General features: G+C 55.3%; 22 protein-coding genes and 1 pseudogene. 7 read left to right on the top strand and 16 right to left on the bottom strand.

Features of this window, described 5'->3' with window-relative positions; genetic code table 11:
* Position 1: 1 nt before the first annotated feature.
* The 6 genes from pqqE to Q3V30_RS03705 all read right to left on the bottom strand — a co-directional run bounded on the left by pqqE (position 2) and on the right by Q3V30_RS03705 (position 4,457).
* Positions 2 to 1,141, bottom strand: a complete 1,140-nt coding sequence (gene pqqE / locus Q3V30_RS03680; protein ID WP_306210583.1) for a pyrroloquinoline quinone biosynthesis protein PqqE — start codon at positions 1,139 to 1,141, stop codon at positions 2 to 4.
* On the bottom strand, positions 1,128 to 1,412 hold the full coding sequence (gene pqqD, locus Q3V30_RS03685) for a pyrroloquinoline quinone biosynthesis peptide chaperone PqqD (protein WP_306213058.1): 285 nt from the start codon (positions 1,410 to 1,412) through the stop codon (positions 1,128 to 1,130). The genes pqqE and pqqD overlap by 14 nt, the downstream gene beginning before the upstream one ends.
* Positions 1,412 to 2,179, bottom strand: a complete 768-nt coding sequence (pqqC, locus tag Q3V30_RS03690) for a pyrroloquinoline-quinone synthase PqqC (RefSeq protein ID WP_306210584.1) — start codon at positions 2,177 to 2,179, stop codon at positions 1,412 to 1,414. Before pqqC ends, pqqD begins: the two co-directional genes overlap by 1 nt.
* Before the next feature lie 10 nt (positions 2,180 to 2,189).
* Positions 2,190 to 3,101: a pyrroloquinoline quinone biosynthesis protein PqqB gene (pqqB, locus tag Q3V30_RS03695; RefSeq protein WP_306210586.1), complete on the bottom strand. Its 912-nt coding sequence runs from the start codon at positions 3,099 to 3,101 to the stop codon at positions 2,190 to 2,192.
* A gap of 55 nt (positions 3,102 to 3,156) precedes the next feature.
* Complete coding sequence (gene pqqA / locus Q3V30_RS03700; RefSeq protein WP_071822147.1) at positions 3,157 to 3,228, bottom strand: pyrroloquinoline quinone precursor peptide PqqA; 72 nt, start codon at positions 3,226 to 3,228, stop codon at positions 3,157 to 3,159.
* Between the two features lie 182 nt (positions 3,229 to 3,410).
* On the bottom strand, positions 3,411 to 4,457 hold the full coding sequence (locus tag Q3V30_RS03705; protein WP_306210588.1) for a dipeptidase: 1,047 nt from the start codon (positions 4,455 to 4,457) through the stop codon (positions 3,411 to 3,413).
* Positions 4,458 to 4,691: 234 nt separating this feature from the next.
* Here Q3V30_RS03705 and yghX point away from each other — a divergent pair, with 234 nt between their 5' ends.
* The 3 genes from yghX (at position 4,692) to Q3V30_RS03720 (ending at position 7,386) form a co-directional block, all read left to right on the top strand.
* Positions 4,692 to 5,579, top strand: a complete 888-nt coding sequence (gene yghX / locus Q3V30_RS03710) for a YghX family hydrolase (RefSeq protein ID WP_306210590.1) — start codon at positions 4,692 to 4,694, stop codon at positions 5,577 to 5,579.
* A 106-nt stretch (positions 5,580 to 5,685) separates the two neighbouring features.
* Positions 5,686 to 6,630 carry an extracellular solute-binding protein gene (locus Q3V30_RS03715; RefSeq protein WP_306210592.1) on the top strand — a complete coding sequence of 315 codons (945 nt, stop codon included), beginning with the start codon at positions 5,686 to 5,688 and terminating at the stop codon, positions 6,628 to 6,630.
* Positions 6,631 to 7,386, top strand: coding sequence for a molybdate ABC transporter permease subunit (locus Q3V30_RS03720; protein WP_306210594.1), 756 nt, complete (start codon positions 6,631 to 6,633; stop codon positions 7,384 to 7,386).
* Positions 7,387 to 7,499: 113 nt separating this feature from the next.
* Here Q3V30_RS03720 and Q3V30_RS03725 read toward each other — a convergent pair whose 3' ends face one another.
* Positions 7,500 to 8,474: an AraC family transcriptional regulator gene (locus tag Q3V30_RS03725; protein ID WP_306210596.1), complete on the bottom strand. Its 975-nt coding sequence runs from the start codon at positions 8,472 to 8,474 to the stop codon at positions 7,500 to 7,502.
* Positions 8,475 to 8,584: 110 nt separating this feature from the next.
* On the opposite strand from Q3V30_RS03725, the gene Q3V30_RS03730 reads away from it, so the two are divergent.
* On the top strand, positions 8,585 to 9,772 hold the full coding sequence (locus Q3V30_RS03730) for an MFS transporter (RefSeq protein ID WP_306210599.1): 1,188 nt from the start codon (positions 8,585 to 8,587) through the stop codon (positions 9,770 to 9,772).
* A gap of 109 nt (positions 9,773 to 9,881) precedes the next feature.
* Here Q3V30_RS03730 and Q3V30_RS03735 read toward each other — a convergent pair whose 3' ends face one another.
* From Q3V30_RS03735 to mrdA, 3 genes are all read right to left on the bottom strand, one after another.
* Entirely contained in the window at positions 9,882 to 10,163 is a 282-nt protein-coding gene (locus Q3V30_RS03735) for an Rdx family protein (RefSeq protein ID WP_306210601.1), read from the bottom strand.
* 119 nt (positions 10,164 to 10,282) lie between these two features.
* The gene (locus tag Q3V30_RS03740; RefSeq protein ID WP_306210603.1) at positions 10,283 to 12,424 is read right to left on the bottom strand and encodes a putative bifunctional diguanylate cyclase/phosphodiesterase; all 2,142 of its coding nucleotides are present in this window, start codon (positions 12,422 to 12,424) and stop codon (positions 10,283 to 10,285) included.
* Positions 12,425 to 12,669: 245 nt separating this feature from the next.
* Positions 12,670 to 14,565, bottom strand: coding sequence for a penicillin-binding protein 2 (gene mrdA, locus Q3V30_RS03745; RefSeq protein ID WP_306210605.1), 1,896 nt, complete (start codon positions 14,563 to 14,565; stop codon positions 12,670 to 12,672).
* 260 nt (positions 14,566 to 14,825) lie between these two features.
* Here mrdA and Q3V30_RS03750 point away from each other — a divergent pair, with 260 nt between their 5' ends.
* Positions 14,826 to 15,926: an NADH:flavin oxidoreductase/NADH oxidase gene (locus Q3V30_RS03750; protein WP_306210606.1), complete on the top strand. Its 1,101-nt coding sequence runs from the start codon at positions 14,826 to 14,828 to the stop codon at positions 15,924 to 15,926.
* A 36-nt stretch (positions 15,927 to 15,962) separates the two neighbouring features.
* Here Q3V30_RS03750 and Q3V30_RS03755 read toward each other — a convergent pair whose 3' ends face one another.
* Positions 15,963 to 17,126, bottom strand: a complete 1,164-nt coding sequence (locus tag Q3V30_RS03755) for a mandelate racemase/muconate lactonizing enzyme family protein (protein ID WP_306210608.1) — start codon at positions 17,124 to 17,126, stop codon at positions 15,963 to 15,965.
* Positions 17,108 to 18,475, bottom strand: coding sequence for a C4-dicarboxylate transporter DctA (dctA, locus tag Q3V30_RS03760; RefSeq protein ID WP_306210610.1), 1,368 nt, complete (start codon positions 18,473 to 18,475; stop codon positions 17,108 to 17,110). Before dctA ends, Q3V30_RS03755 begins: the two co-directional genes overlap by 19 nt.
* A 142-nt stretch (positions 18,476 to 18,617) precedes the next feature.
* Here dctA and Q3V30_RS03765 point away from each other — a divergent pair, with 142 nt between their 5' ends.
* A complete protein-coding gene (locus Q3V30_RS03765) occupies positions 18,618 to 19,556 on the top strand; it encodes a LysR family transcriptional regulator (protein WP_306210612.1) in 939 nt (312 codons plus the stop codon).
* Positions 19,557 to 19,567: 11 nt separating this feature from the next.
* Here the strand turns inward: Q3V30_RS03765 and Q3V30_RS03770 are convergent, their stop codons facing one another.
* The 3 genes from Q3V30_RS03770 to Q3V30_RS03780 form a co-directional block, all read right to left on the bottom strand.
* Positions 19,568 to 20,647 carry a tartrate dehydrogenase gene (locus Q3V30_RS03770; protein ID WP_306210614.1) on the bottom strand — a complete coding sequence of 360 codons (1,080 nt, stop codon included), beginning with the start codon at positions 20,645 to 20,647 and terminating at the stop codon, positions 19,568 to 19,570.
* Positions 20,648 to 20,808: 161 nt separating this feature from the next.
* Positions 20,809 to 21,072, bottom strand: coding sequence for a hypothetical protein (locus Q3V30_RS03775; protein ID WP_306210616.1), 264 nt, complete (start codon positions 21,070 to 21,072; stop codon positions 20,809 to 20,811).
* Between the two features lie 541 nt (positions 21,073 to 21,613).
* Entirely contained in the window at positions 21,614 to 21,955 is a 342-nt protein-coding gene (locus Q3V30_RS03780) for a hypothetical protein (protein ID WP_306210618.1), read from the bottom strand.
* Between the two features lie 186 nt (positions 21,956 to 22,141).
* Here Q3V30_RS03780 and Q3V30_RS03785 point away from each other — a divergent pair.
* Positions 22,142 to 22,309: pseudogene (locus Q3V30_RS03785) on the top strand (tartrate dehydrogenase); the annotation flags it as partial.
* 102 nt (positions 22,310 to 22,411) lie between these two features.
* Here the strand turns inward: Q3V30_RS03785 and Q3V30_RS03790 are convergent.
* Positions 22,412 to 23,002, bottom strand: coding sequence for a DJ-1/PfpI family protein (locus Q3V30_RS03790; RefSeq protein WP_306210620.1), 591 nt, complete (start codon positions 23,000 to 23,002; stop codon positions 22,412 to 22,414).
* Positions 23,003 to 23,353: the final 351 nt, after the last annotated feature.

The following is a 23,353-nucleotide window of genomic DNA, read 5'->3' on the forward strand; positions in this document are numbered from 1 at the left end:
TTCAGGCGCCCGTTTTGAAGATCAGCTGGGAGTTGGTGCGGTTGCGGAACTGAAGATGGCTGATCTGCATATTGGTGCAGTTGGCCTGTTCACGCGCCTCCAGGATCTTGCCGTGATGCGGAGATTTGGAGCAGACCGGATCGGTGTTATCGGCGTTGCCGGTCAGCATAAAGGCCTGGCAGCGGCAGCCGCCGAAATCCTTCTCTTTCTCTGAGCAGGAGCGGCACGGCTCCGGCATCCAGTCAAAGCCGCGGTACTTGTTGAAGCCGAACGACTCATACCAGATTTCCTGCAGCGAGCTTTCCAGCACCGAAGGGAACTGTACGGGAAGCTGTCGGGCACTGTGGCATGGCAGGGCAGTGCCTTCCGGCGTCACGCTCAGGAAGATGGCACCCCAGCCGCCCATGCACCCTTTGGGCCGCTCTTCATAGTAGTCGGGGGTGACAAACAGCAGGTTTGCCAGGTTGCCGCTGGCGCTCATTTTCTCGCGATACTGATGTACCACCTCTTCGGCGCGGGCAATCTGCTCACGCGTGGGCAGCAGGCCTTCCCGGTTAAGCTGCGCCCAGCCGTAGAACTGACAGGTCGCCAGCTCCACGTCGTCCGCTTCCAGCTCAATGCAGAGCTCAATAATGCGATCAATCTGATCGATATTGTGGCGGTGCAGCACAAAGTTGAGCACCATCGGATAGCCATGTGCCTTCACGGCTTTGGCCATCGCCAGCTTGGTCTGGAACGCTTTTTGTGAGCCAGCCAGCGCCGCATTCAGCGTCTCATCGCTGGCCTGAAAACTGATCTGAATATGATCCAGCCCCGCTTCGGCAAAGGCGTCGATCTTCTTCTCAGTCAGGCCAATGCCGGAGGTGATCAGGTTGGTGTAAAAACCGAGATCCCGCGCGGCACGGATCAATTCCGGCAGATCCTTACGCACCAGCGGTTCGCCGCCGGAAAAGCCCAGCTGCACGGCACCCATCTGGCGAGCCTGTCTGAAGACCTCAATCCATTGCTCTGTGGTCAGCTCCTTCTCCTGCTGGGCAAAGTCCAGCGGGTTAGAGCAGTAAGGACACTGCAGCGGGCAGCGGTAGGTCAGTTCTGCCAGCAGCCAGAGCGGCGGATTGACCTGAGGATTAAGCTGGGTCACGGAAGATTATCCACTTTTGTTCGTAAGCCTGAGCGAAAAACTCTTTCACATCGTCATCCACGCCGCCAGCGTCAGGAAACTGGGCGTTCAGCCCGGCAATCAGCTCGGCAACTGAACGTTTGCCATCCACCAGCTGTAAAATAGCCGTGGCGCTCTCGTTCAGTTTTGCCATGCCTTCCGGGTAAAGGATGACGTGGCAATCCTGCGCCTGTTCCCATTGCAGGCGGTAGCCGCGACGGAAGGCGGGGATCTGCTGCTCGTTAATGTCCATCACAGTAATCTCTCTTTATGCCAGGACATCTTGTCGGTCACGGTGTGATAAGGCGGGCGATGCAGCTCATAGGCCATGGTCATCGCATCCAGCATGCTCCAGAGAATATCCAGCTTGAACTGCAGGATCTCCAGCATCCGCTGCTGTTTTTCCACGGTGGTGCAGTAAGTCAGCGCCAGCTGCAGGCCGTGCTCAACATCACGGTTAGCCTGGCTCAGGCGGCCACGGAAATAGCCGTAGCCTTCCGCTTCTATCCACTTGTAGTGCTGCGGCCAGCTATCCAGGCGCGACTGGTGGATCTGCGGGGCAAACAGCTCGGTGAGAGAGCTGCAGGCCGCTTCCTGCCAGACTGCACGACGGGCAAAGCTGACGTAAGCATCCACGGCGAAACGCACGCCGGGCAGCACCATCCGCTCCGAGAGCAGCACATCACGCTTCAGGCCCACCGCTTCGCCAAGACGCAGCCAGGCCTCAATGCCGCCTTCACTTCCTTCCTGACCATCGTGATCCAGAATTCGCTGAACCCACTTGCGGCGGGTTTTTGGATCCGGGCAGTTCGCCATGATCGCCGCATCCTTCAGCGGAATGCTGGTCTGGTAGTAGAAGCGGTTCGCTACCCAGCCCTGAATCTGTTCACGGGTGGCATGGCCGTTGTGCATCGCAATATGGTACGGGTGGTGGATATGGTAAAAAGCGCCTTTGGCGCGCAAAGCCTGTTCAAACGCTTCGGGCGTCATCGGCTCTGCGGGGAAATTATCTGACATCATCTTCATCTCGTTAAAGGTCAATCACCATGCCGTCCCAGCTGACTTCAATGCCCAGCTGCGTCAGCATCTGACGTTCAGCGGACTCTTCATCCAGGATCGGGTTGGTATTATTGATATGAATAAGAATTTTACGCTCTGCCGGCAGAGAGGCGAGCAGGGCGATCAATCCCTGCTCCTCCGCCAGCGCCAGGTGCCCCATATCTTTGCCGGTGTTGCGGCCCACGCCGGTGGTGGCTAACTCATTATCCTGCCACAGCGTGCCGTCAATCAGCAGGCAGTCCGCTTTTTGCAGCCAGCCCATTAGCTCGCCGTCCGGCTCACCCAGACCGGGCGCATACATCAGCGTCTTACCAGTGCGGGTATCTTCAATAAACAGCGCGATATTGTGGCCAGGCAGCGGCTTTCCGCGATACGCAGAGTAGGGCGGGGCGTTGCTGAGCAGAGGAATAGCGATAAATTTCAGCGCCGGACAGACGGCCACGGAGAAGGCTTCGCCCGGCGTGATGCCATGATGGATCAGGCCGCCGTTCCAGTGCGTCAGCATGGTGAACACCGGAAAACCAGTGGTCAGGTCATCATGCACTTCTGGCGTGCACCAGACCTGGTGCGGACAGCCTTCGCGCAGGCTCAGCAGCCCGGCGGTGTGGTCAATCTGGCTGTCGGTCAGAATAATCGAGCCAATCGCCGTGCCGCGCAGCACATCTTGTTTAATTAACGCCGGCGTGGCGGCCAGCTGATGGGCAATATCGGGAGAGGCGTTGCACAGCACAAAGTTGATGCCGTCATCACTAAGCGCTATCGAAGACTGGGTCCGCGCCGAGGTTTTCAGGGTGCCGTTACGCACGCCCTGACAGTTTCGGCAGTTGCAGTTCCACTGTGGGAAGCCGCCACCCGCCGCCGAGCCGAGAACGTTAATCTGCATGTGTAGACCAGGAAAAGAGGAGAAGATGCCCACAGCAGGCCGTGGGCATAAGGGATTAACGGTTGGAGATGTACAGCGTCACTTCCAGACCTAAGCGTAAATCAACAAATTTAGGTTTAGTCCACATGGCGGGATCCTCTCGGTGTTAATGAAAAAGCAAACGTTCTGCCCTGTTAAGTTCGGCAGGTAATGCGCTTGTTGTCAAATATCGAAGATTTGGCGCATAAATGTTGCGCCTAAGCTTATACGATATCAACCCTGTAAGCAGCAGGGGTACCGGGAGAATGAGCACATAATGTTCCATGTGGTTCATTCACCCCATGTTTTTCTGAGTACGGCTACCCAGTTGCGCCAGCAGATTTTTTCAATCAGCGTGGCGGAGTAACCTGCCGATTCCATGGCTTCGATCAGGCGCGGCAAACCCGCTACGTCCTGTAAGCCTTCCGGCACGCTGATGCCATCAAAGTCTGAGCCAAAGCCAACGCGCTCCTCCCCAAGGATAGCCATCAATCCTTCAAGGTGACGGAGTATCTCTCCCAGCGGCGTATCGGCGTCGCGTTTACCATCGGCACGCAGGAAAGCGTTGCCAAAATTGACGCCCACAAACCCGTCGCTTTCCGCAATGGCCCGCAGCTGAGCGTCAGTAAGATTACGCGGCTGAGGACAAATTGTATGGACGTTGGAATGGGTGGCGACCAGCGGCGCGTTGCTGTGCTCCGCCGTTTGCCAGAAGGCTTTTTCATTCATGTGGGAAAGATCAATCAACAGTTTTTTCTGGTTGCAGGTGCGCAGCAGCTTCAGCCCCAGGGGGGTCAGCCCTTCGCCGCTGTCGGGCGAGCCGGGAAAACTGCCGGTGACGCCTGTGCCGAAGCGGTTCGCCAGGTTCCACAGCGGACCTATGCTGCGCAGCCCTGCCGCCATCCAGCTCTCCAGCTGACTGAGCTCTTCATCCAGCGCCTCTGCCCCTTCAATATGCAGCACCATCGCCAGCACGCCCTGCTGAATGCACTGCTCAATCTCTGCCGCCGTCCGGCAAATTTTCGCACTGCCTGCGCTTTCCGCGGCAATTCTCTGCAGCAGGGCGATTTGCGCTTCAGTGATGGCTAACGGATCGTGCCGCGCCTCGTCATAAGCTTCACTGCCTTGCTTAACGAACTGCGCGGGTGGGACAAACACCGCAAAAAGTCCACCGGCAAAGCCGCCCTGCCGGATACGGGCCATATCCAGGTGCCCTGAAAGCGATCCGTGCAGAAAATGCGCTACAGGATCCTGTTCAGCAGGCAGCCAGAGGCGCAGCAACAGATCGTTATGGCCGTCAAAAACCGGCAGGCGTGGGGCGGGGTAGAGAGTGGTCATAGCTTATAGGCGGCTCGGTAGCGTGCGGTGATTCAGGATAATCTGCCAGCGATCATACGCATTTTTCACCAGCCTGCGTCGTTAAAAAGTGCGATGGTAGCCAGCCAGAACGTAAATTAAAGGTAAATTTTCCACCAGCATAACGGGATGCGGCATGCTGGGTTCAGGGCTGACGCGACGTCAGGCCGCTAATGAGCCTTACTTCCCTTGTTCTTACGTGAAAGGAGCACCGTTATGGCCCGGCTGACCGCGAAAGATTTCTCCCCTGAGCTGCTCGAAATTTACGACTATTACGTTCACGGCAAAATTAATAAGCGCGAGTTTCTCTCGCTGGCGGGTAAGTTCGCCGTCGGAGGGCTGACGGCCGCCACGCTGTTGACTTCGCTCAGCCCCAACTATGCGCTGGCTGAACAGGTAGAGTTTACCGACCCTGATATCCTGCCTGAGTACATCCATTATCCTTCACCGAACGGTAATCAGAGCGTGCGCGGCTATCTGGTCCGGCCTGCTAAAGCCACCGGCAAGCTGCCTGCGGTGGTGGTAGCCCATGAGAACCGTGGCCTGAATCCCTATATTGAAGATGTGGCGCGACGCCTGGCCAAAGCTGGCTTTATTGCGCTGGCACCAGACGGACTGAGCGTGCTGGGAGGCTATCCCGGCAACGATGAAAAGGGGCGGGAGATGCAGGCGCAGATCGATCCTGCCAGACTGATGAACGATTTCTTCGCGGCGATAGAGTTCATGATGCAGGATGAGCGGACCACCGGGAAAGTGGGGATCACCGGCTTTTGCTACGGTGGCGGCGTGGCGAATGCGGCCGCTGTGGCTTATCCCGAACTGGCAGCCGCCGTGCCATTCTATGGTCGTCAGCCGCAGGCGAAAGAGGTCGCCCGCATTAAGGCACCGCTGCTGATCCATTACGCCGGGCTGGATACGCGCATCAATGAAGGCTGGCCAGCTTACGAGGCGGCGCTGAAAGCGGATAACAAAGTTTACGAGGCGCATATCTATCCGGAAGTGAACCACGGCTTCCATAACGACTCTACGCCACGCTATGACAAAAAAGCTGCCGATCTCGCCTGGCAGAGAACGCTGGGCTGGTTTAATAAGTATCTGGTTTAACGCTGGCTTATTTTAGTCAGGGCAAGGCTTGTTGAGCCGAGGTTTATTGATCTCTTCGGGAAAAGGCTTATCGTAATGTAATATTTTATATAACGATGAGATCATCATGCCCCTATTCTCTACCCCTTCCGCTGCGGCAAAGCTCTCCTGTGCTGCTGTTCTGCTCTGTTCCTTTACCGCCTCCGTTGCCCACGCAGCGGAGGATTTTCGTGTGACCTATGCCGGTTCGATGGGCGTGGTGATGGACAAGGCGTTAGGCCCCGCCTTTGCCCGGGCGCATCAGGTTAACTATCAGGGCCAGGGACAGGGTGCCTACGGCATGGCGAATCTGCTGGCGTCGAAAAAAGTGGTGGCGGACGTTTTCGTCTCCATTACGCCAGGCCCGATTGCCATACTGCAAAAAGCGGGGCTGGTAGAGAAGGCGCAGCCCGTAGCCAGCACCAGCATGGTCATTGCCTATAACCCGAAGGGGAAATACGCGCAGGCCTTTGACGCTATCCGCACAGGAAAAGCGGGCGCGCAGCCCTGGTGGAAGGTACTGCAAACGCCAACGCTGCGCTTTGGCCGTACCGATCCGGCAACCGATCCTCAGGGGCAAAACATTATTTTCACTATGCTGCTGGCAGAGCGCTATTACCAGCAGCCCGATCTCGCTAAAACCGTTCTGGGCAGCACGCAGAATCCGCAGCAGGTGTTGGCGGAAGGGGGTCTGCTGACCCGTCTGGAGGCGGGACAGGTGGATGCGGCATCTGGCTATGAGAGCGCAACCCGTTCCGCGGGCCTGCCTTACATCAGCCTGCCGGATGAAATTAACCTCAGTAACCCCGCTATGGATCACGACTGGTACAGCAAAGTCAGTTTTGACATTACCGACCCGAAAGGAGAGCAGAAAACCCTGCATACTCAGCCGCTGGTGTTTTACGCCGCCGTGCTGAAAAATGCGCCGCATCCTGAACTGGCGAAACAATTTGTGCAGTTTATGCAAAGCGCGGAAGGTCAGGGGCTGTTTGCGAAAAATGGTTACGGTCAGCCAAAAGGTGGAGCGATGTAAGTGCGGGCTTTCTGGCTGGGGGTGCCGGCGCTCTTGCTGCTCGGCCTTCCTTTCATCACCCTGGCGTGGATCACGCCCTGGTCTGGTTTCCATCTTGCCTGGGGAGACGGGCAGGCTATTGGCGTTTCGCTGGGCCTGAGCATGATTGCCCTGCCGTTGATCGTGCTTTGCGGATTACCGCTCTCCCTCTGGCTGGCAAGAACCGGTTCGCGCTGGCGGAGCATCATTGAGATAGCGGTACTGGTGCCGTTGCTGGCTCCGCCGCTGGCCATGGGGATTCTGCTGGTATCGGTATTTGGTCCTTACGGCACGGTAGGCGAGGTGCTCTCCGGCATCGGTATCTCCCTCAATAACAACCCTGGCGCATTTGTCGTGGCGCAGTTTTACGGTGGCTTGCCCTATTTTGTACTGTCGGCGCGGTCGGCGTTTGAGCATGTGCCTGTTGAGGTGGAAGAGGCCGGAGAGACGCTGGGCGCCTCCGCCTGGCAAATTTTCTGGCGACTGACGCTGCCGCAGGCAGGACGCGGACTCGCCGCTGCGCTGGCTATTACCTGGGTCAGGATCGTTGGTGAGTTCGGCATCGTCCTGGTGTTCAGCTACTTCCCGCAGGGGATCCCGGTTAAGTTGTTTATTAATTTGCAGAATGAAGGGGTAGAGGCGGTATATGCTCTGCTCTGGATCCTGCTGATTACCACGCTGCCGCTGCCACTTTGGCTGGTGATGCGGGCAGGCAGAAAAGCCCACCCGGCAAACTGAGTCAGATCCCGCTGGTGCGTTCCCGGGCCAGGCCGCTATTTGAGTGGCATTTCGTTAGCTCGTTCCCGCGCTGAACAGCCATCTGCCTGGTATATCGTTGGCCCGGCTCCGCGCTAAACGGCCATCTGCGTGGTATTCCGCTGGCTCTGTTCTGCACGAAGCGCGCCGGGCGTTTTCCCCACGGTGCGCTTAAAGGCGCGGCTGAAGGCGGCCAGGGAGCCGTAACCCAGACGCCAGGCGACCGTTTCAATCGCTTCACCATCCCGTCCGATCCACTGTACCGCCAGCTGCATCCGCAACTCCGTCAGATAGCGCACCGGGGTCATCCCTGTCACCGCCAGAAAACGCTCGGCAAATACCGATCTGGAGCTGCCCATCTCCGCCGCAAGTTTGGCTACGGTCCAGTTTTTACCCGGTTCCCGGTGTAGCGCAACCAGCGCTTTGCCCAGACGCGGGTCGCGCAACGCCTGAAGCCAGCCCCCGGCATCGCCACAACCGGACTCCACCCAGCCCCGCACGATAAACGAAGCCACGACGTCTGCCAGGCGGGAGAGGATACTGGCGTATCCTGCCCGCCGGCTTAACGATTCGCGCTCCATCGCTTCCAGCATCGGCTGCACCTCAGGGTATTTATGCATCAGCGTATCGGCCAGCAGCACCTCTGGCATCGCGCTGACCAGCATCTGCATGCCGCCCAAATCAAACTCCATGCAGCCGCTGAAAACCAGGGCTGCTGGCTCATCCGGCGACTCCTGCGCGCACGCCTTCACGCAGCAAACGTTGCCGCAGACCGGCGTACTGCTGAAGGCATGAACATCCTGGCAGGGAACATCAGGGGAGGAGAGCAACACGTGGTCAGTGCCGTGGGGCAGCAGTAACGCGTCGCCGGTATTCAGCACATAGAACCGGCCGCTGTGGGTGCGCAACATCACCGGCCCGCGGCTGACAAAATGAAACTGCGCCCGGCCCGGCGCGCTGTCAAACCCCACGCCAAACGGGGCCGCCAGCTCAATGCGGCGATACTGTACGCCCAGCAGGCGCATGCCTGAGAGCAGTTCGCTGGCAAGATCGTGCGTTTCCGCTGGCATGGCTTCCTCCCTTTCCGGACGATTAATCAATAATTACGGATTATACATCATAGACCATCCGGGTCGAGCCTTATACGCTGTACGCTATTCACCTCCAACGGAAGCAAACCATGAACGCAGTGCAACAGGCCAGTACGGCACAGGAAAAGCCCCAGTGGGGCGCAGTATTTTCGATGGCGCTTGGCGTGTTTGGGCTGGTGACGGCAGAATTTCTGCCCGCCAGTCTGTTAACGCCGATGGCCGCCAGCCTCGGTGTGACGGAAGGTGTGACCGGACAGGCCGTTACCGTAACGGCCATCTTCGCGCTGCTCACCAGCTTCTTTAGCGCCTCCGCCACCCGCAAGCGCGATCGCCGTGGCGTGATGCTGCTGTTTTCGCTGATGCTGATCATTTCTAATTTGCTGGTGGCTTTTGCTCCCAACCTAACGTTTATTCTGGTGGGCAGGGTGCTGTTGGGCATCGCGCTGGGCGGCTTCTGGACGCTGGCGGCAGCTACCACTATGCGGCTGGTACCTGAAGCGATGATCCCGCGCGCGCTCTCAATCGTGTTCAGCGGCGTGTCGGTGGCAACGATTGTGGCGGCGCCGATGGGCAGCTATTTTGGTCACCTGATCGGCTGGCGCAATGTGTTTTTTGCCGCTTCGCTCATTGGCGTGGTGGGGCTGCTCTGGCAGATTATCGCGTTGCCCAAAATGCCGCCGCATCTCTCAGGCAACGGCAGCTCGCTCTTCTCGCTGATGCGCCGTCCGGGCATGCAAACCGCGCTGCTGGCTATTATTCTGGTCTTTTCCGGACACTTTGCCTTCTTTACCTATCTGCGTCCCTTCCTGGAGAGCGTGTCCGGCGTAGGCGTTAATGGGCTCTCCGCCATCCTGCTGGGCTTTGGCGTGGCGAACTTTGCCGGAACGCTGATTGCAGGCGTGCTGCTTGAACGAAATCTGCACCGCACCTTGATTGCTATGCCGCTGGCGATGGGCATATTGGGCGTCGGCCTGGTAGCGATGGGTTCCGCTCCGCTGGTGGATGCGGTGCTGGTCGCGCTGTGGGGGATGGCGTTTGGCGCGGTGCCGGTTGGCTGGTCAACCTGGATTACCCGTACCATGCCGGATGAAGCGGAGAGCGGCGGCGGCCTGCTGGTTGCTTCTATTCAGCTGGCCATTACCATTGGCGCGGCAGCGGGCGGGGTGATCTTTAACGTCACCGGCGCGAAAGGGGTATTTATGGGGAGCGCAGTGGCGCTGTTAATTGCCACCCTGACCATCTACGCAGCCTTAAGAGCCAAACCGGTTATGGCATAAAGAGCGCTGTGCGGCAGTGAGGAGAGTTCCCGCTGCCGCACTACTTATCTCCGGCAACAAAATCCCTTCTGCGCCAGCCACTGCACCTTAAATCACTGCCATAGCGGCGTTATTTCTTGTCGATATGCCCCAAATCCCGCTCCGGGAAACAGTAGTTCCGCACCCGCTGCTTCAGCTCTTTAGCTTCCGGAAAGCCGCCATCAGTTTTGCGATCCCAGATGATCTGCTCATCAATTTTAATCTGATAGATGCCGCCCGTACCGGGCACCAGGGTAACGGAGCCTAAATCCGTACTGAAGGTATGTAGCAGCTCTTGTGCCATCCAGCCTGCACGCAGCAGCCAGTTACATTGAGCACAGTAGTGAATAGTAATGGCGGGTGCGGTTTTCATAACAATGCCCTGATGCGGGAAAGGATCGCTATTTTCCGGCGGCCAGCCTCTCACTGTCAAGATGGCCTTGTAAGGCCAGAAAATCATACACATTCATTTTAGTGTTGCGACAAGACCTTTCATGCTTCGGCTGAGGCCGCGAACAGCACCCCCGCTGGCTGCGGGCGGCTCAGCAGGAAGCCCTGCAGTTTGTCGCAGCCCGCTTCCGCCAGCGTCAGGCGCTGCTGCTCGGTCTCAACGCCCTCTGCGGTCACCGACAATCCCAGCGAGTGGCCCAGCTTGATCACCGAGGAGACGATGGTGTCCGCCTGCTCCTGAATGCCAAGCAGCTGGATAAAGCAGCGATCAATTTTGAGCGTGTCGACCGGGAACTGGGTGAGGTAGCTCAGGCTTGAATAGCCGGTGCCGAAGTCGTCGAGCGCAATCCGGAAGCCTGCTGCTCTTAAGGTCTGAATGGTTTGCAACGCCTGCTGGTGATCTTCCAGCATTACCCCTTCCGTTATTTCCAGCTCTATCTGTCTGGGGTCCACGCCCTGCTGCTGCACAATTTCCTGCAGACGTTCAATAAAATTACCCGCCAGGAATTGCAGGGGGGAGACGTTCACCGACATACGCAGATGCGGGCAGCTTTTAGCTCGCATGAGAGCCTGCTGCAACACCCAGTCGCCCAGCGGAATAATCAGGCCAGTCTCTTCAGCAATCGGAATAAAGTCTGCCGGCGAGATCGGCCCCAGCGCAGGATGCTGCCAGCGCAGCAGAGCTTCAATCCCCAGCATCGTCTTGCCCGTGATATCCATAATGGGCTGATACCAGAGCGCCAGTCCCTGCGCGGTATCCAGCGCCAGGCGCAGCTCCTCCGCCAGCAGCTGACGCTTCATCAGCGTTTCGCCCAGCACCGGCGTAAACATATGGCAGCGCCCACGCCCTTCAGATTTAGCAGCATAAAGCGCGATATCAGCTTTACGCATCAGCTCCTGTCGCTCACTACCCTGTTCTGGCGCCACGGCAATACCGATACTGACCCCCACCCACAGGCGATTGCCTTCCAGCATCACCGGCGACGTGAGCTGTTCAATAATTTGCTGACAGAGCTGAATAAGCTGCTGCTCATTTTCCGGGTGATTCACCATCACCACAAATTCATCCCCGCCCAGCCTGCCAACCGCATCTTCAGGATCAAGCAGCGTGGTAAGCCGTTTACTCACCTCAATAATTAACTCGTCGCCAATATGATGCCCGTAGGTATCGTTGATCATCTTGAAGCGATCCAGATCCAGCAGCAGCAGAGCCACGCTGTCGCCGTCCGGGGCGAGCGTACTTAACCGTCTGTTGATCTGTTCTCTCATTGCGGCGCGGTTAGGCAGGCCTGTCAGCACATCCTGCATCGCCAGCTTTTGGGCATGGGCTTCGCTGGCTTCCAGTTTTATTACAGACTCTGACAGCCTGAGCGAAGAGAGCCACAGGCGGCGCGTCATTTTGATGCCCATCAGCGTTATCGCCATCATCGCCAGTAACACCAGCGGACCGGTCACCATCAGCATTTGGCTGCCAGGCCGCATGGGTTGCCAGGAGACGTAGCTGACCGGAATTTTAAGGTGCGATTGCAGTAAAAAACCGGCGCTGTTGAGCCGATTTTCATCGCTGGGGATAAAGCGGAAGTCAGTGACCACGCCACGGTGTTCCAGGAAATCTACAAAGCTGTAATGCAGATAACGGAGAAAAATGAGTTTCTGACCGCCGCTCTCCGGCACTTCACCCAGGGCGATTTCCGCTACGCGTCCGTTAAGGCGAATAAAATCAGCGGTAAATGCAGGAGAGGAAAGGGAAGAGAGGCGGGAGAGGCTTTCAAGCCAGGGAGAGAGTTGATGCTTAACGTCGAGGTAATGATCTGATGCTACCTGTCTCCCCTCCAGCCAGGCCATCAAAGGCTGATTTTCTGCATTCAGCAGATAGACTTCATCATCCCCTGCCAGGGTGTTAAGCCAGTAGCCAAATCGATTGCCTCCCTCCTGTAACTGCGCGGTAAGCTCAGGCCAGGCAAGCAGGCTCTGATGCTGATGCAGATAGTCATCCAGGTGCTGAGAAAAAATGTTTTCAATCACCTGCTGCTGCTTTTCCAGCGCTTTGGCATTGCTCTGCGTGGTGACCCACCACGCGGTGAAACCACAGGCGAGAAACGTAAACAGGATCACCAGGATCATCGGCGTCAGCACGTTGCGGAAGAAGTGGCGCCTTAGCGCCTGGCCGTGTTCGTTAATCATTTACTTTCCAGCAAAATCGATTCAGTCGCCATCTGAGACTGGCCTCACGAAGGTAAGACATTACCTCATTGTCGTTTATCGGCAAGCGATAACGCCTTCTTTAGTGGAGATTTTTTATTAACCGAATTTTCTTTTACCGGTGAGAGCAGGGCCAGCATAATTGCTGGCGGCCTGAAAAGGCCGCCGGAAGAGGAATAAAGGCGAATAACAACGCAAAAAAGCTGGTAATGCCTGCAGGAAAAGCGTTATTGCGCCGTCACATTACTTGATGGGTCCGCCGTAACCGGCATCGGTGCGACGTCTGGCGGCAGGAAAATATGGTCCATGATATTCCTGACCACAGGCGCGGCAGTCACCCCGTTGATCCCGCCGTTCTCAAGGATCAGCGCCATCGCAACTTTAGGATTATTAAACGGCGCAAAAGCGGTGTAGAAAATGTGGTCACGCAGGCGAATAGGGATCATTTTGGCGTTATAGACCTGGTTCTGCTTCAGGCCAAACACCTGCGACGTCCCGCTCTTGGCGGCAATGCCATAGGGCGCGGTGTGGAAATATTTATACCCCGTGCCGTTTGGCGCATTCGCCATACCAAACATCGCGTGGCGGATCAGGCTCCAGTAAGGTGAGTTAGCGTCACCAACCTGTTCGCGGGGCAGCGTCGGTTGCCACAGCCTGACGTTTTTTCCCTGCTTCTGCTCATAAAGCAGATGGGGCTGGATCACTTTGCCGTTGTTGATCAGCGTAGCCATCGCCTTCACCATCTGAATCGGTGTGGCGATCCAGTAACCCTGACCAATGCCCACAGAGACGGTATCGCCCTGATACCACCCCTTTTTATGCACCTTCTGCTTCCATTCGCGGCTGGGCAGCAGCCCGTTGTACTCTTCATTCAGGTCGATGCCGGTGGACTTACCGTAGCCGAACTGGCTGAGCATGGTGTGGATCCGATCGATGCCCATCATAAAAGCAACCTGATAGAAAAAGGTATCCGCCGACTCCTCAATCGCCCGCGTCACGTCCAGCATGCCGTGGCCCGATTTTTTCCAGTCGCGATATTTACGCTGTGTGCCGGGCAGCGTCCAGGTTGGCGCACCAAAGAAGGTGGTCTGCGGGGTAATGACATGCGTCAGCAGAGCCGACATCGCCATATAGGGTTTCACGGTTGACGCGGGCGGATAGAGTCCCTGAGTGACGCGGTTAATCAGCGGCAGGTCTTTGTTGGCTAACAGCTCTTTATACGCTTTATAACTGATCCCTTTTACAAACGGATTGGGGTCGTAACTGGGACTGGAGACCATTGCCAGCACCTGACCATCTTTCGGATTTTCAATAAGCATGGCGGCACGCTGACCGGCAAGCTGGGTTTCGACATACTGCTGAAGATGCAGATCCAGCGTTAAATAGAGGTTTTTGCCCGCCACAGGGGGGACTTCTTTCAGCACGCGGATCACCCGGCCGTGGTTATCCACTTCAACTTCCTGATAGCCGGTTTTGCCGTGCAGCACCGACTCGTAATAGCCCTCAATCCCCTGTTTGCCAATATTATGATCGGCCGCGTAGTTCTCGCTAACGCCTTCTTTATCCAGCCGTTTGTAGTCGTTGTCGTTGATTTTAGAGACGTAGCCAATCACATGTGCAAGGTCGGGACCATAGGGATACTGGCGATCTTCATAGCTGCTGACCTCCACGCCGGTAAACCGGTACTGATTCACCGAAAAGCGGGCGACTTCCTCATCGGAGAGTTCGGTTTTTAACACCACAGGTTTGTAGCGGCTGGCCGCATGCAGCGCCCGAGTGAAGGTATCGATATCGTCGGCAGAGAGGTCAACAATCGGCGTCAGCTCTTTGATAAGCGATTCTATATCTTTGACTTTGTAGGGGATGATTTCAATGTCATACCAGGTGACATTTTTTACCAGCGGAATGCCGTTACGATCGTAAATAATCCCACGCGTTGGGGCGACAGGGATCATCTTGATATCATTTTGATTGGAGCGGGTCTGATAATACTGGTTCTGCTCTATCTGTAAGTGGTAAAGATTAACAACCAGCGTAACGAACCCTGCCAGAACGATCCCAAAGGCGACCAGGGCTCTGCGAACAAACAGTTTTTCTTCTTCTGCAAAATCTCTGAATTTCATTACCAAACAATCGCATTATTTTTAGTCGTTTTGCCGCCACATGATAGAGATATCAGGGCAAATCACGACCCGAAAGATGCATATGCGGGCGCTAAAGTGTGACATTTATTGAAGATGTTTCAGCGATGACACCTGACTCTCCTCTCCGGCGTGGCTGCCAGCAGACTTATTTCGTGCAGGGCATTTCGTGCTACAGGAGGTGCGCAGCAGAGCAGGTAAAGTAAGCGCACGCTTTTTGCGATTCTACTACTGAGGATATTATGCCAGGGTTATTTTCCCCTTTTGAACTGAAAGATGTGACTTTACGCAACCGCATTGCGGTACCGCCTATGTGTCAGTACAGCGCCGAAGAGGGCGTGAGCAACGACTGGCACCGCGTGCATTACAACAGCCTGGCTCGCGGCGGCGCGGGACTGGTTATTGTCGAAGCTACAGCCGTTTCGCCAGAAGGCCGCATCACCCCGGGATGCCTGGGGATCTGGAACGACGAGCAGGCTGAAAAACTGGCGCAGATCGCCCGTGAAATCAAAGCGGCCGGTGCAGTGCCGGGGATTCAGATTGGTCATGCCGGCCGCAAAGCCAGCGCTAACAAGCCGTGGGAAGGGGACGACCATATTGTCAAAACCGATCCGCGCAGCTGGGAAACCCTCTCGCCTTCAGCCGTCGCTTTCGGCAGCAATCTGCCGCAGGTTCCTCATGAAATGACGCTGGAAGATATTGCCCGCGTGCGTAATGATTTCGCTCTGGCGGCACGGCGCGCCCGTGATGCCGGTTTTGAATGGCTGGAGCTGCACTTTGCACACGGTTATCTGGCGCAGAGCTTCTTCTCTGTGCACGCTAACCAGCGTCAGGATCAGTATGGCGGCAGTGCGGAAGGGCGTGGGCGCTTCCTGCTGGAAACGCTGGATGCGGTACGTCGTGAGTGGCCGGAAAACCTGCCGCTGACCGCACGTTTTGGCGTGATTGAATATGATGGCCGCGATGAAGAGACCCTGAGCGAAGCGATCGACCTGACCAAAAAGTTCCGCGCCAGTGGCCTGGATCTGCTCAGCGTCAGCATCGGTTTCTCAACGCCAGATTCCAACATTCCGTGGGGACCGGCATTCCTGGCACCGATTGCAGAACGCGTCCGCCGCGAGGCCAACATTCCTGTGGCGTCCGCCTGGGGAATTGATGCGCCGCAGATCGCGAACCGCACTATTGAAAACGGTGAGCTGGATCTGGTGATGGTTGGCAAGGCGCACCTGGCTAATCCGAACTGGGCCTATCAGGCGGCGCTGGCTGTGGAAAAAGAGCAGCCATCCTGGGTGCTGCCAGCACCTTATGCGCACTGGCTGAACCGTTATCGCGTCAGCGAGTAACGCTTTCGGGCAGGCCCTGGGTCTGCCCGTTGTTCATTACTCTGCCAGCTGCCGCATGACGGCTATCAAATCTGACTTCCCTTCAAAACCAATGCCCGGCAGTTCAGGCATTACGATGTGCCCCTCTTCAACCCGCACTGAGTCCGGGAAGCCACCATAAGGCTGGAACAGATCCGGATAGCTCTCGTTTCCTCCCAGCCCCAGGCCCGCCGCAATATTAAGCGATATCTGGTGCCCGCCGTGTGGAATACAACGAGATGGCGACCAGCCAAACTGCTCAAGTACTTCAAGCGTGCGCAGGTATTCGCACAGGCCGTAGGAAAGGGCGCAGTCGAACTGAAGAAAATCTCTGTCCGGACGCATGCCGCCATAGCGCAGCAGGTTGCGCGCATCCTGATGAGAAAAAAGATTTTCACCGGTAGCCATCGCGCCGGGATAAAATTCGCTCAGAGCAGCCTGAAGCGCATAGTCGAGCGGATCGCCGATCTCTTCGTACCAGAACAGCGGATAGTGCCGCAGCATTTTGGCGTAGGCGATAGCGGTTTCCAGATCGAAACGCCCGTTAGCATCTACCGCCAGCTGCGCCTGGGAGCCAATCTCCTGCAGCACCGCCTCAATGCGGCGCTGATCTTCTGCCAGAGAAGCACCGCCAATTTTCATTTTCACGACGTTATAGCCGCGGTTCAGATAGCTGCGCATCTCTTTGCGTAAAGCGCTCAGATCTTTGCCCGGATAGTAGTAACCTCCTGCTGCGTAAACGAAAACGCGTGGATTGGCCTCTACACCTTTCTTTTCTGCCAGCAGGCGAAAAAGCGGCTTCTCTTCAATTTTGGCCACGGCATCCCAAATCGCCATATCCAGCGTACCTACTGCCACCGAACGTTCACCGTGGCCACCCGGTTTCTCATTCGACATCATCAGATGCCACAGCTTATCCGGATCAAAATTACTGCCCATATCGTTCAGATAGCTGTCCGGGTCCGCTTCCAGCAGCCGGCTGCGAAACCGTTCGCGGATCAGTCCACCCTGGCCGTAGCGGCCATTGGAGTTAAAACCATACCCGACCACCCGGCGTCCGTCGCGGATCTCATCGGTCACCACCGCCACCAGGCTGGTGGTCATTTTGGAAAAATCGATGTAGGCATTGCGGATGGGCGACGCAATGGGCTGGGTAATTTCTACTACGTCAGTAATGCGCATGGTCTTCTCCAGACTTCAGAAATAAATGATTGATGGGATGATTTTGACGCCGGGACGTCCGTTAAAGCAGATTTTGGGGATTTTTGTTGCTGAACGATCTCCCTGGCTTTCGCCACGTCAAAAGTGTTGTCCCATTTTGCGATCGCCAGCGTGGCGACAGTGTTACCAATCAGATTCACTACGGCACGGGCCTCGTTCATAAAACGGTCCACGCCCAGTAACAGCACCAGGCCTGCAACCGGCACGGTGCCGATAGAGGAGAGCGTTGCGGCAAGTGCTACAAATCCCGCGCCCGCAACGCCTGCCGATCCTTTGGAGGTCAGCAGCAGCACACCAAGCAGCACAAGTTGCTGCATCCACGAAAGATCGGTATTGGTAGCCTGGGCGACAAACAGCGCCGCCATCGTCAGATAGATGCTGGTCCCGTCGGCATTGAAGGTATAGCCCGTCGGCAGCACCATGCCTACTGTGGCTTTCTCCACGCCCGCCTCTTCCAGCTTCATCATGATGCGCGGCAGCACTGCTTCGGTTGAGCAGGTGCCCAGCGTAACGAAGATCTCATCCTTGATGTAACGCAGCAGAGGCAGCAGTGGAAAGCCCACCCAGGACGCTATCGCGCCCAGTACTACCACCACAAAAATAAAGGAGGTGATGTAGACGGCCAGCATCAGATAGCCAAAGGAGAGCAGCGTGGCGACGCCGTATTTGCCAATAGTAAAGGCGATCCCTGCACCGGCTCCGAGCGGAGCCAGCCGCATTATCAGATTGATCATTCTGAACAGACCCTGCAGCCCCCGGTCGATAAAGTCGATCACCGGTTTGCCACGCTCACCGGTTTGCAGCATAGCAATGCCGAACAGCACGGAAATCAGGATCACCTGCAACATGTTACCTTTCACGAAGGCGTCGCCCAGGGTGGCAGGAATGATGCCCATAATGAAGTCGATAATCCCGCCGCCGCTTTCCGCCTTATGCACATAAGAAGAGATGGCACTGGCATCGATATGGCTGGCATCAATGTTCATTCCAGCACCGGGCTTGAGAACATTGACGACGACCAGCCCAATCAGCAGCGCCAGAGTGGAAACAACTTCAAAATAGATCAGCGCCTTGGCTCCGGTTTTGCCGACCTTTTTGATATCACCCATTTTGGCGATGCCCACAACCACGGTGCAAAAAATGATTGGGGCCAGCATCATTTTGATCAGCTTGATAAACGCTTCGGCAATCGGCTGAAGCTGAGTGCCCATCGCGGGAAAGAAATAACCAAACAGACCACCAATAACGATGGCTATCAGAACCTGGACGTAGAGTTGTTTCAGCAAACTGAAACGTGAGGGGCTTTGCATCACACTCACTCCCACAGCTGTTATGCCGTTTTGTTAAAGTAGGGTAGGGTGGTGGCACATCATCAGGCGCCGTCTATGCCTTGTTAGCAGTGAGAATAGCGGCGAAGGCAGTAGCAATCTAATGCCTGTCAGGAGCGCTGTTATGCAAAATCGGCATCATATTGAGTTGACCTGGCTTGAAGACTGCGTTGCGCTGGCCGAGTCGCTGAATTTCTCCAGAGCGGCAGCGGGACGATATGTGACTCAACCCGCATTCAGTCGTCGGATTCGGTCGCTGGAAGAGTGGGTAGGCACCCCGCTTTTTGAACGGACACGGCGTGGTGTACATCTTACCCGCGCGGGCGAGCTGTTCTGCAAACAGGCACCGGATTTGATTCGTTCACTGTATGCATTACGTAGCGAGACGCTGGATCTGGCTGGGCAAGGGGCGCCAGAGGTGGTTTTCTCCGCCACCCATGCCCTCTCATTTACCTTTTTCCCCGCCTGGCTACGTAAGAACGAAAAAATAGCCCGCTTTGGCTCCTTCCAGCTGCTCTCTGATACCATGCGCGCCTGCGAGCGCATGCTGAACCAGGGCGAGACGCAGTTTCTGCTGTGCCATTACCATCCGCATATGCACCTTAACCTCGATATGGGGCGCTATTTCAGCGTTCGGGTGGGCACGGACTGGCTTAAACCTTATTCCAGTGCAATGCCGGGGAACCAGGGTGAAGCGGCAAAACCCCGCTGGTCCGTGGAGAATAAAAAGCCGTTTCCTCTGCTCTCCTACAGTAATGAGTCCGGTCTGGGGAGGATCATTGCCAGTACGGCATCGGTCAATCGCAGGAAAAGGGGAATGGAGGTAGTATTTACGTCCGATCTCGCCGCCACGCTACAGGTTATGGTGCGATCGGGAGATGGTGTGGCATGGCTGCCAGATTCACTGGCGGCGCTGGAGGTCAGCAACGGCACCTTGTGTCCTGCAGCCAGCGAGCAGAGCGACCTTTGTATTCCGGTGGAAATTCGCCTTTACCGCCCGGCAGGCAAGCTGTCGCGGGCGGCTGAAGAACTCTGGACAATTTTTGTTGGAGATCGTGTATAACCCGTTCTGGCTTACAGGGTTGCGGCGATAGCAGAGCCGAGATCCTGCGTAGTGCCGTGACCGCCCATATCCGGCGTTAACGCCGCCTGATTATTCTGCGCTGCCAGCACCTGCTCAATACCTTTTACCACCGCTTCCGCGGCGTCAGCATGCCCAAGGTGCTCTAACATCATTGCACCGCACCAAATCTGTCCAACCGGATTAGCGATATTCTGCCCGGCGATATCCGGGGCAGAGCCATGCACCGGTTCAAACAGACTTGGGAATGTTCTCTCAGGATTGATATTGGCAGATGGGGCAATCCCGATGGTGCCGGTACAGGCAGGCCCCAGATCCGAGAGAATATCGCCAAAGAGATTGCTGGCCACCACCACGTCGAAACGGTCGGGGTGCAGGACAAAATTCGCGGTCAGAATATCAATATGATATTTGTCGAAGCGGACGTCAGGATAGTGGTGGCTCATCTCTTCCACACGGCTGTCCCACCACGGCATAGTAATGGCAATGCCGTTAGATTTAGTCGCGGAGGTGAGGTGCTTTTTCGGGCGCTGTTGTGCAAGATCAAAAGCAAATTTCAGAATACGATCGGTGCCGGTGCGGGTCATCACCGTTTCCTGAATCACGATTTCACGGTCGGTGCCCGGGAACATGATGCCGCCTACGCTGGAATATTCACCTTCGGTGTTTTCCCGCACGACATAAAAGTCGATATCTCCCGGCTTGCGGTTAGCCAGCGGCGCTTTAACGCCAGCTAACAGCCGGACCGGACGAAGATTCACATATTGATCAAACTGACGACGGAACTGCAACAGCGATCCCCAGAGGGAGACGTGATCCGGCACCACCTCGGGCCAGCCCACGGCGCCGAAGTAGATCGCATCGAATGATTTCAGCGTTTCAAACCACTCATCCGGCAGCATTTTGCCATGCTGCTGGTAATATTCCGCACTGGCGAAATCAAACCATTCCCACTCAAAAGCAAGGCCAAACTGGCGGGCGGCAGCCTCCATCACCTTGACGCCTTCCGGCATCACTTCTTTACCAATACCGTCGCCGGGAATAACAGCAATTCTGTATGTTGCTAAAGCCATGTGAAAACTCCTTCAGAGAGCACCATTTATGCTGGATCCATTACAGCATAAAAGTAAGGTACTCATATGGCCTGGCATCCCAGGATCCCCGCTCTCCGACACTCTTTGCCTTTTCAGAAGTGCTTCCGTTCATAAAAAAGGGTAGGTAAGAGGTAGCGCATTCAGTTGTTCGAATGGCGGCGGGACTGGATTTTGTCTGGCAAAGGCGGCTCGCCTTCCTGTCTGGGACGACAGCAGTGATAGCAGGCTTTCACCTTTTTACCTACGCGCATCTGCGCCACTGTTAATGCCTGAGAAACATCGTAGAGGCTGCCGATAAAAAGCAGCGTCTCTTTCGCTGGCATTGCCGGACAGCCTGCCCGGTGAAGCATATAAAAATCCATCTTATCGGGTCGCTGTGTAACATAATAATATTCGGCAGTCATTTTATCACTCCCGTTGTAAAAAGGTCTGAAGAACATAATGTTATTATTTTTTAAAATTTGTTTAACCGGCATTATATATCCGTCAGGACCCATCCTGGCGTTTTACAGAATAAGCCCTTATCCGGCAGTTAAGCCTGGGTAATGTATGCAAAATAATCAGATTTACGTTACTGACAACTCATCTTTTATGCGGCGGAAAGGATGCGGGAATTTTAAGAAAAAACAGAGGGAAAGGTTTTGTAAGAAAAATTAATTCTGGCTCGGTTTCCGGCCTCTGTTCGGGACAGACAGGCCTTTTTAACTGAAAGATATTGATAATTCCCCTGATTTACACGTTTTACTATACCCACTCATAATTAATAAAAACGTTACGCGGCGGATTAAGGTTCACGGAATTTTCTCATTTTTAAATAATCATAACGTTTACCATTTGGGATAATAATAACGACGGAAGGCAGGAAAAAAGAAGAATTATCAAACTAATAAATTTTCATGATAAATAGCTGTTTTACAGCTGACTGGCGGCCGGGCTGCCAGATGCTCAGGATTTATCTGCAGGCAGCATGATCTTCAGGCAGGCATTCATTCCCTGACGGGTCAGAGCCTGCTGCTCTGGCGTCAGAGCATAATAGCGTTTGCTGGCACCGCGCGCAGAGTAGCTGTCGAATTCAACTTTATCAAAAGCATAAGAGGCATTTTCATTCATAATCACCTCCTGAAGTTTCGCCATAAACTGCTCCTGACTGGTGGGTTCTCCAATGTCATTGATCATCACGCAGGCCGCAGCAAAGTAATGCGGGTTTTGCTGATGGGGCTTCAGCGCCAGAAAAAGGGCAATGGCGATCACGACCAGAATCAGTATGGCCAGCAGTTTAGTCTTCATATCAATCGTTCAGGCTGGAGAAATTTGCGCAGAGCTTAGCGTGGGGCGCCTGACGCTGCCAGAAAAATTTAGGTTAGTTCACTCTTCATTAACGCTTTGTTGTTGTTACGGCAATTTGAGGGGGTTCCGCTCTCAGAGAGATAATTTCACCGTTTCCGCTCTCCCTGGAGTCAGGTAAACACCCGTGAAACTGCGGTGGAAGTGGCGCAGGAATTTCCGGATATGAAGTGGGACAAAATGCTGGGGGATGCGATGACGCATCGCAGGACGCTGTATCCCCAGAGTCTGGACACCATTCATTCTGCATGCATTTTGTCTGGCCTGCCTGGCGCCCTGGCAAGATACCGGGGGCTGCTGGCCATTCCGTTCTCCGTCCAGCATCCGGACGGCAGCGAAATAAAGGCATCCTTGTAGCTTTGATAAATCAAACCTCCCGCCTCTGCGGGAGGTCTGTTATTATCTGGCGTTAATCCCTTCGTAGCTCCGCCAGTGATCGAAATAAATATGCTCAGCCTGAAAATCGGCAGTAGTGGTGTCGTGGGTTAAACGCCACGCCAGCTGAAACGCAAATTCGAAACTCACCCCTAATCCCTTTCCACTAATCAGATTGCCATCCTCAACAATATCATCGCCCCTGTAAGTCCCTTCGGTGACCACCTTATAAAGATCGCCGGAGCAGGTGTAATTGCGGCCTTTCAGCAGATGGTTTCCACCCAATACGCGAGCTGCGGCGGAGCAGATGGGGGCTATCCATTTACCGGCGTCGTCGTGTCGGCGGATAAACTCAATGACCTGCGGATTGGCAGCGAGATTCACCGTTCCCTCTGGTCCGCCAGGAATGACTACGGCATCGAACTCCCTCTCCGTAAGATCGGCCAGCAGCGCGTCGGCAATGACCGGTACAGCATGATAGCTGGCAACCTCACGCGAGGTATGGCAGGCCACGGTAGTAACCTTGACATGCAGCCGGTTGAGAATATCGATAATGATAAAAGCTTCAGCCTCTTCAAAACCTGGGGCAAGCAGTATGGCAGCCTGTTTACTCATTATTCCTCCTGAATTTAAATTGAGCGATTAGCATTATTGAAATAACGTTTTATTTTTCATGTGTCAATCGGCGAGCGGCCAGAATGGGGGGAGGGGAGATAACGACAAACGCCGCTGCTTTTTAGCAAAATAGATAAGCCTCCTTTAAGTGAAAGATAAAAGTTGTGCTAATGAAAAAGAGCCTGTTTTTTCGCGTTATTCAACAATCTGTTAACGCTCATTTTTTGCAGAAAATGATAAATCAGACTTTTCATACGGATGGTGGTTTTTTGTACATTTTCAGGCGCCAATTCAAATCGATGATTTTATGCCCACCCTTATTCCATAAGGCCTGAAGGGGGATTATCTGGA

Source organism: Erwinia pyri, from assembly GCF_030758455.1.
Taxonomy (GTDB): domain Bacteria; phylum Pseudomonadota; class Gammaproteobacteria; order Enterobacterales; family Enterobacteriaceae; genus Erwinia; species Erwinia pyri.

Bases quoted from the DNA above. Each gene is read 5' to 3' on its own strand.
- pqqD (WP_306213058.1), bottom strand. From the start codon at position 1,412: ATGGACATTAACGAGCAGCAGATCCCCGCCTTCCGTCGCGGCTACCGC.
- pqqC (WP_306210584.1), bottom strand. From the start codon at position 2,179: ATGATGTCAGATAATTTCCCCGCAGAGCCGATGACGCCCGAAGCGTTT.
- pqqB (WP_306210586.1), bottom strand. From the start codon at position 3,101: ATGCAGATTAACGTTCTCGGCTCGGCGGCGGGTGGCGGCTTCCCACAG.
- Q3V30_RS03780 (WP_306210618.1), bottom strand. From the start codon at position 21,955: ATGAAGACTAAACTGCTGGCCATACTGATTCTGGTCGTGATCGCCATT.
- yghX (WP_306210590.1), top strand. From the start codon at position 4,692: ATGGCCCGGCTGACCGCGAAAGATTTCTCCCCTGAGCTGCTCGAAATT.
- Q3V30_RS03775 (WP_306210616.1), bottom strand. From the start codon at position 21,072: ATGACTGCCGAATATTATTATGTTACACAGCGACCCGATAAGATGGAT.
- Q3V30_RS03750 (WP_306210606.1), top strand. From the start codon at position 14,826: ATGCCAGGGTTATTTTCCCCTTTTGAACTGAAAGATGTGACTTTACGC.
- dctA (WP_306210610.1), bottom strand. From the start codon at position 18,475: ATGCAAAGCCCCTCACGTTTCAGTTTGCTGAAACAACTCTACGTCCAG.
- Q3V30_RS03740 (WP_306210603.1), bottom strand. From the start codon at position 12,424: ATGATTAACGAACACGGCCAGGCGCTAAGGCGCCACTTCTTCCGCAAC.
- Q3V30_RS03725 (WP_306210596.1), bottom strand. From the start codon at position 8,474: ATGCCAGCGGAAACGCACGATCTTGCCAGCGAACTGCTCTCAGGCATG.
- Q3V30_RS03730 (WP_306210599.1), top strand. From the start codon at position 8,585: ATGAACGCAGTGCAACAGGCCAGTACGGCACAGGAAAAGCCCCAGTGG.
- Q3V30_RS03705 (WP_306210588.1), bottom strand. From the start codon at position 4,457: ATGACCACTCTCTACCCCGCCCCACGCCTGCCGGTTTTTGACGGCCAT.
- Q3V30_RS03790 (WP_306210620.1), bottom strand. From the start codon at position 23,002: ATGAGTAAACAGGCTGCCATACTGCTTGCCCCAGGTTTTGAAGAGGCT.
- mrdA (WP_306210605.1), bottom strand. From the start codon at position 14,565: ATGAAATTCAGAGATTTTGCAGAAGAAGAAAAACTGTTTGTTCGCAGA.
- Q3V30_RS03715 (WP_306210592.1), top strand. From the start codon at position 5,686: ATGCCCCTATTCTCTACCCCTTCCGCTGCGGCAAAGCTCTCCTGTGCT.
- Q3V30_RS03765 (WP_306210612.1), top strand. From the start codon at position 18,618: ATGCAAAATCGGCATCATATTGAGTTGACCTGGCTTGAAGACTGCGTT.
- Q3V30_RS03735 (WP_306210601.1), bottom strand. From the start codon at position 10,163: ATGAAAACCGCACCCGCCATTACTATTCACTACTGTGCTCAATGTAAC.
- Q3V30_RS03770 (WP_306210614.1), bottom strand. From the start codon at position 20,647: ATGGCTTTAGCAACATACAGAATTGCTGTTATTCCCGGCGACGGTATT.
- Q3V30_RS03755 (WP_306210608.1), bottom strand. From the start codon at position 17,126: ATGCGCATTACTGACGTAGTAGAAATTACCCAGCCCATTGCGTCGCCC.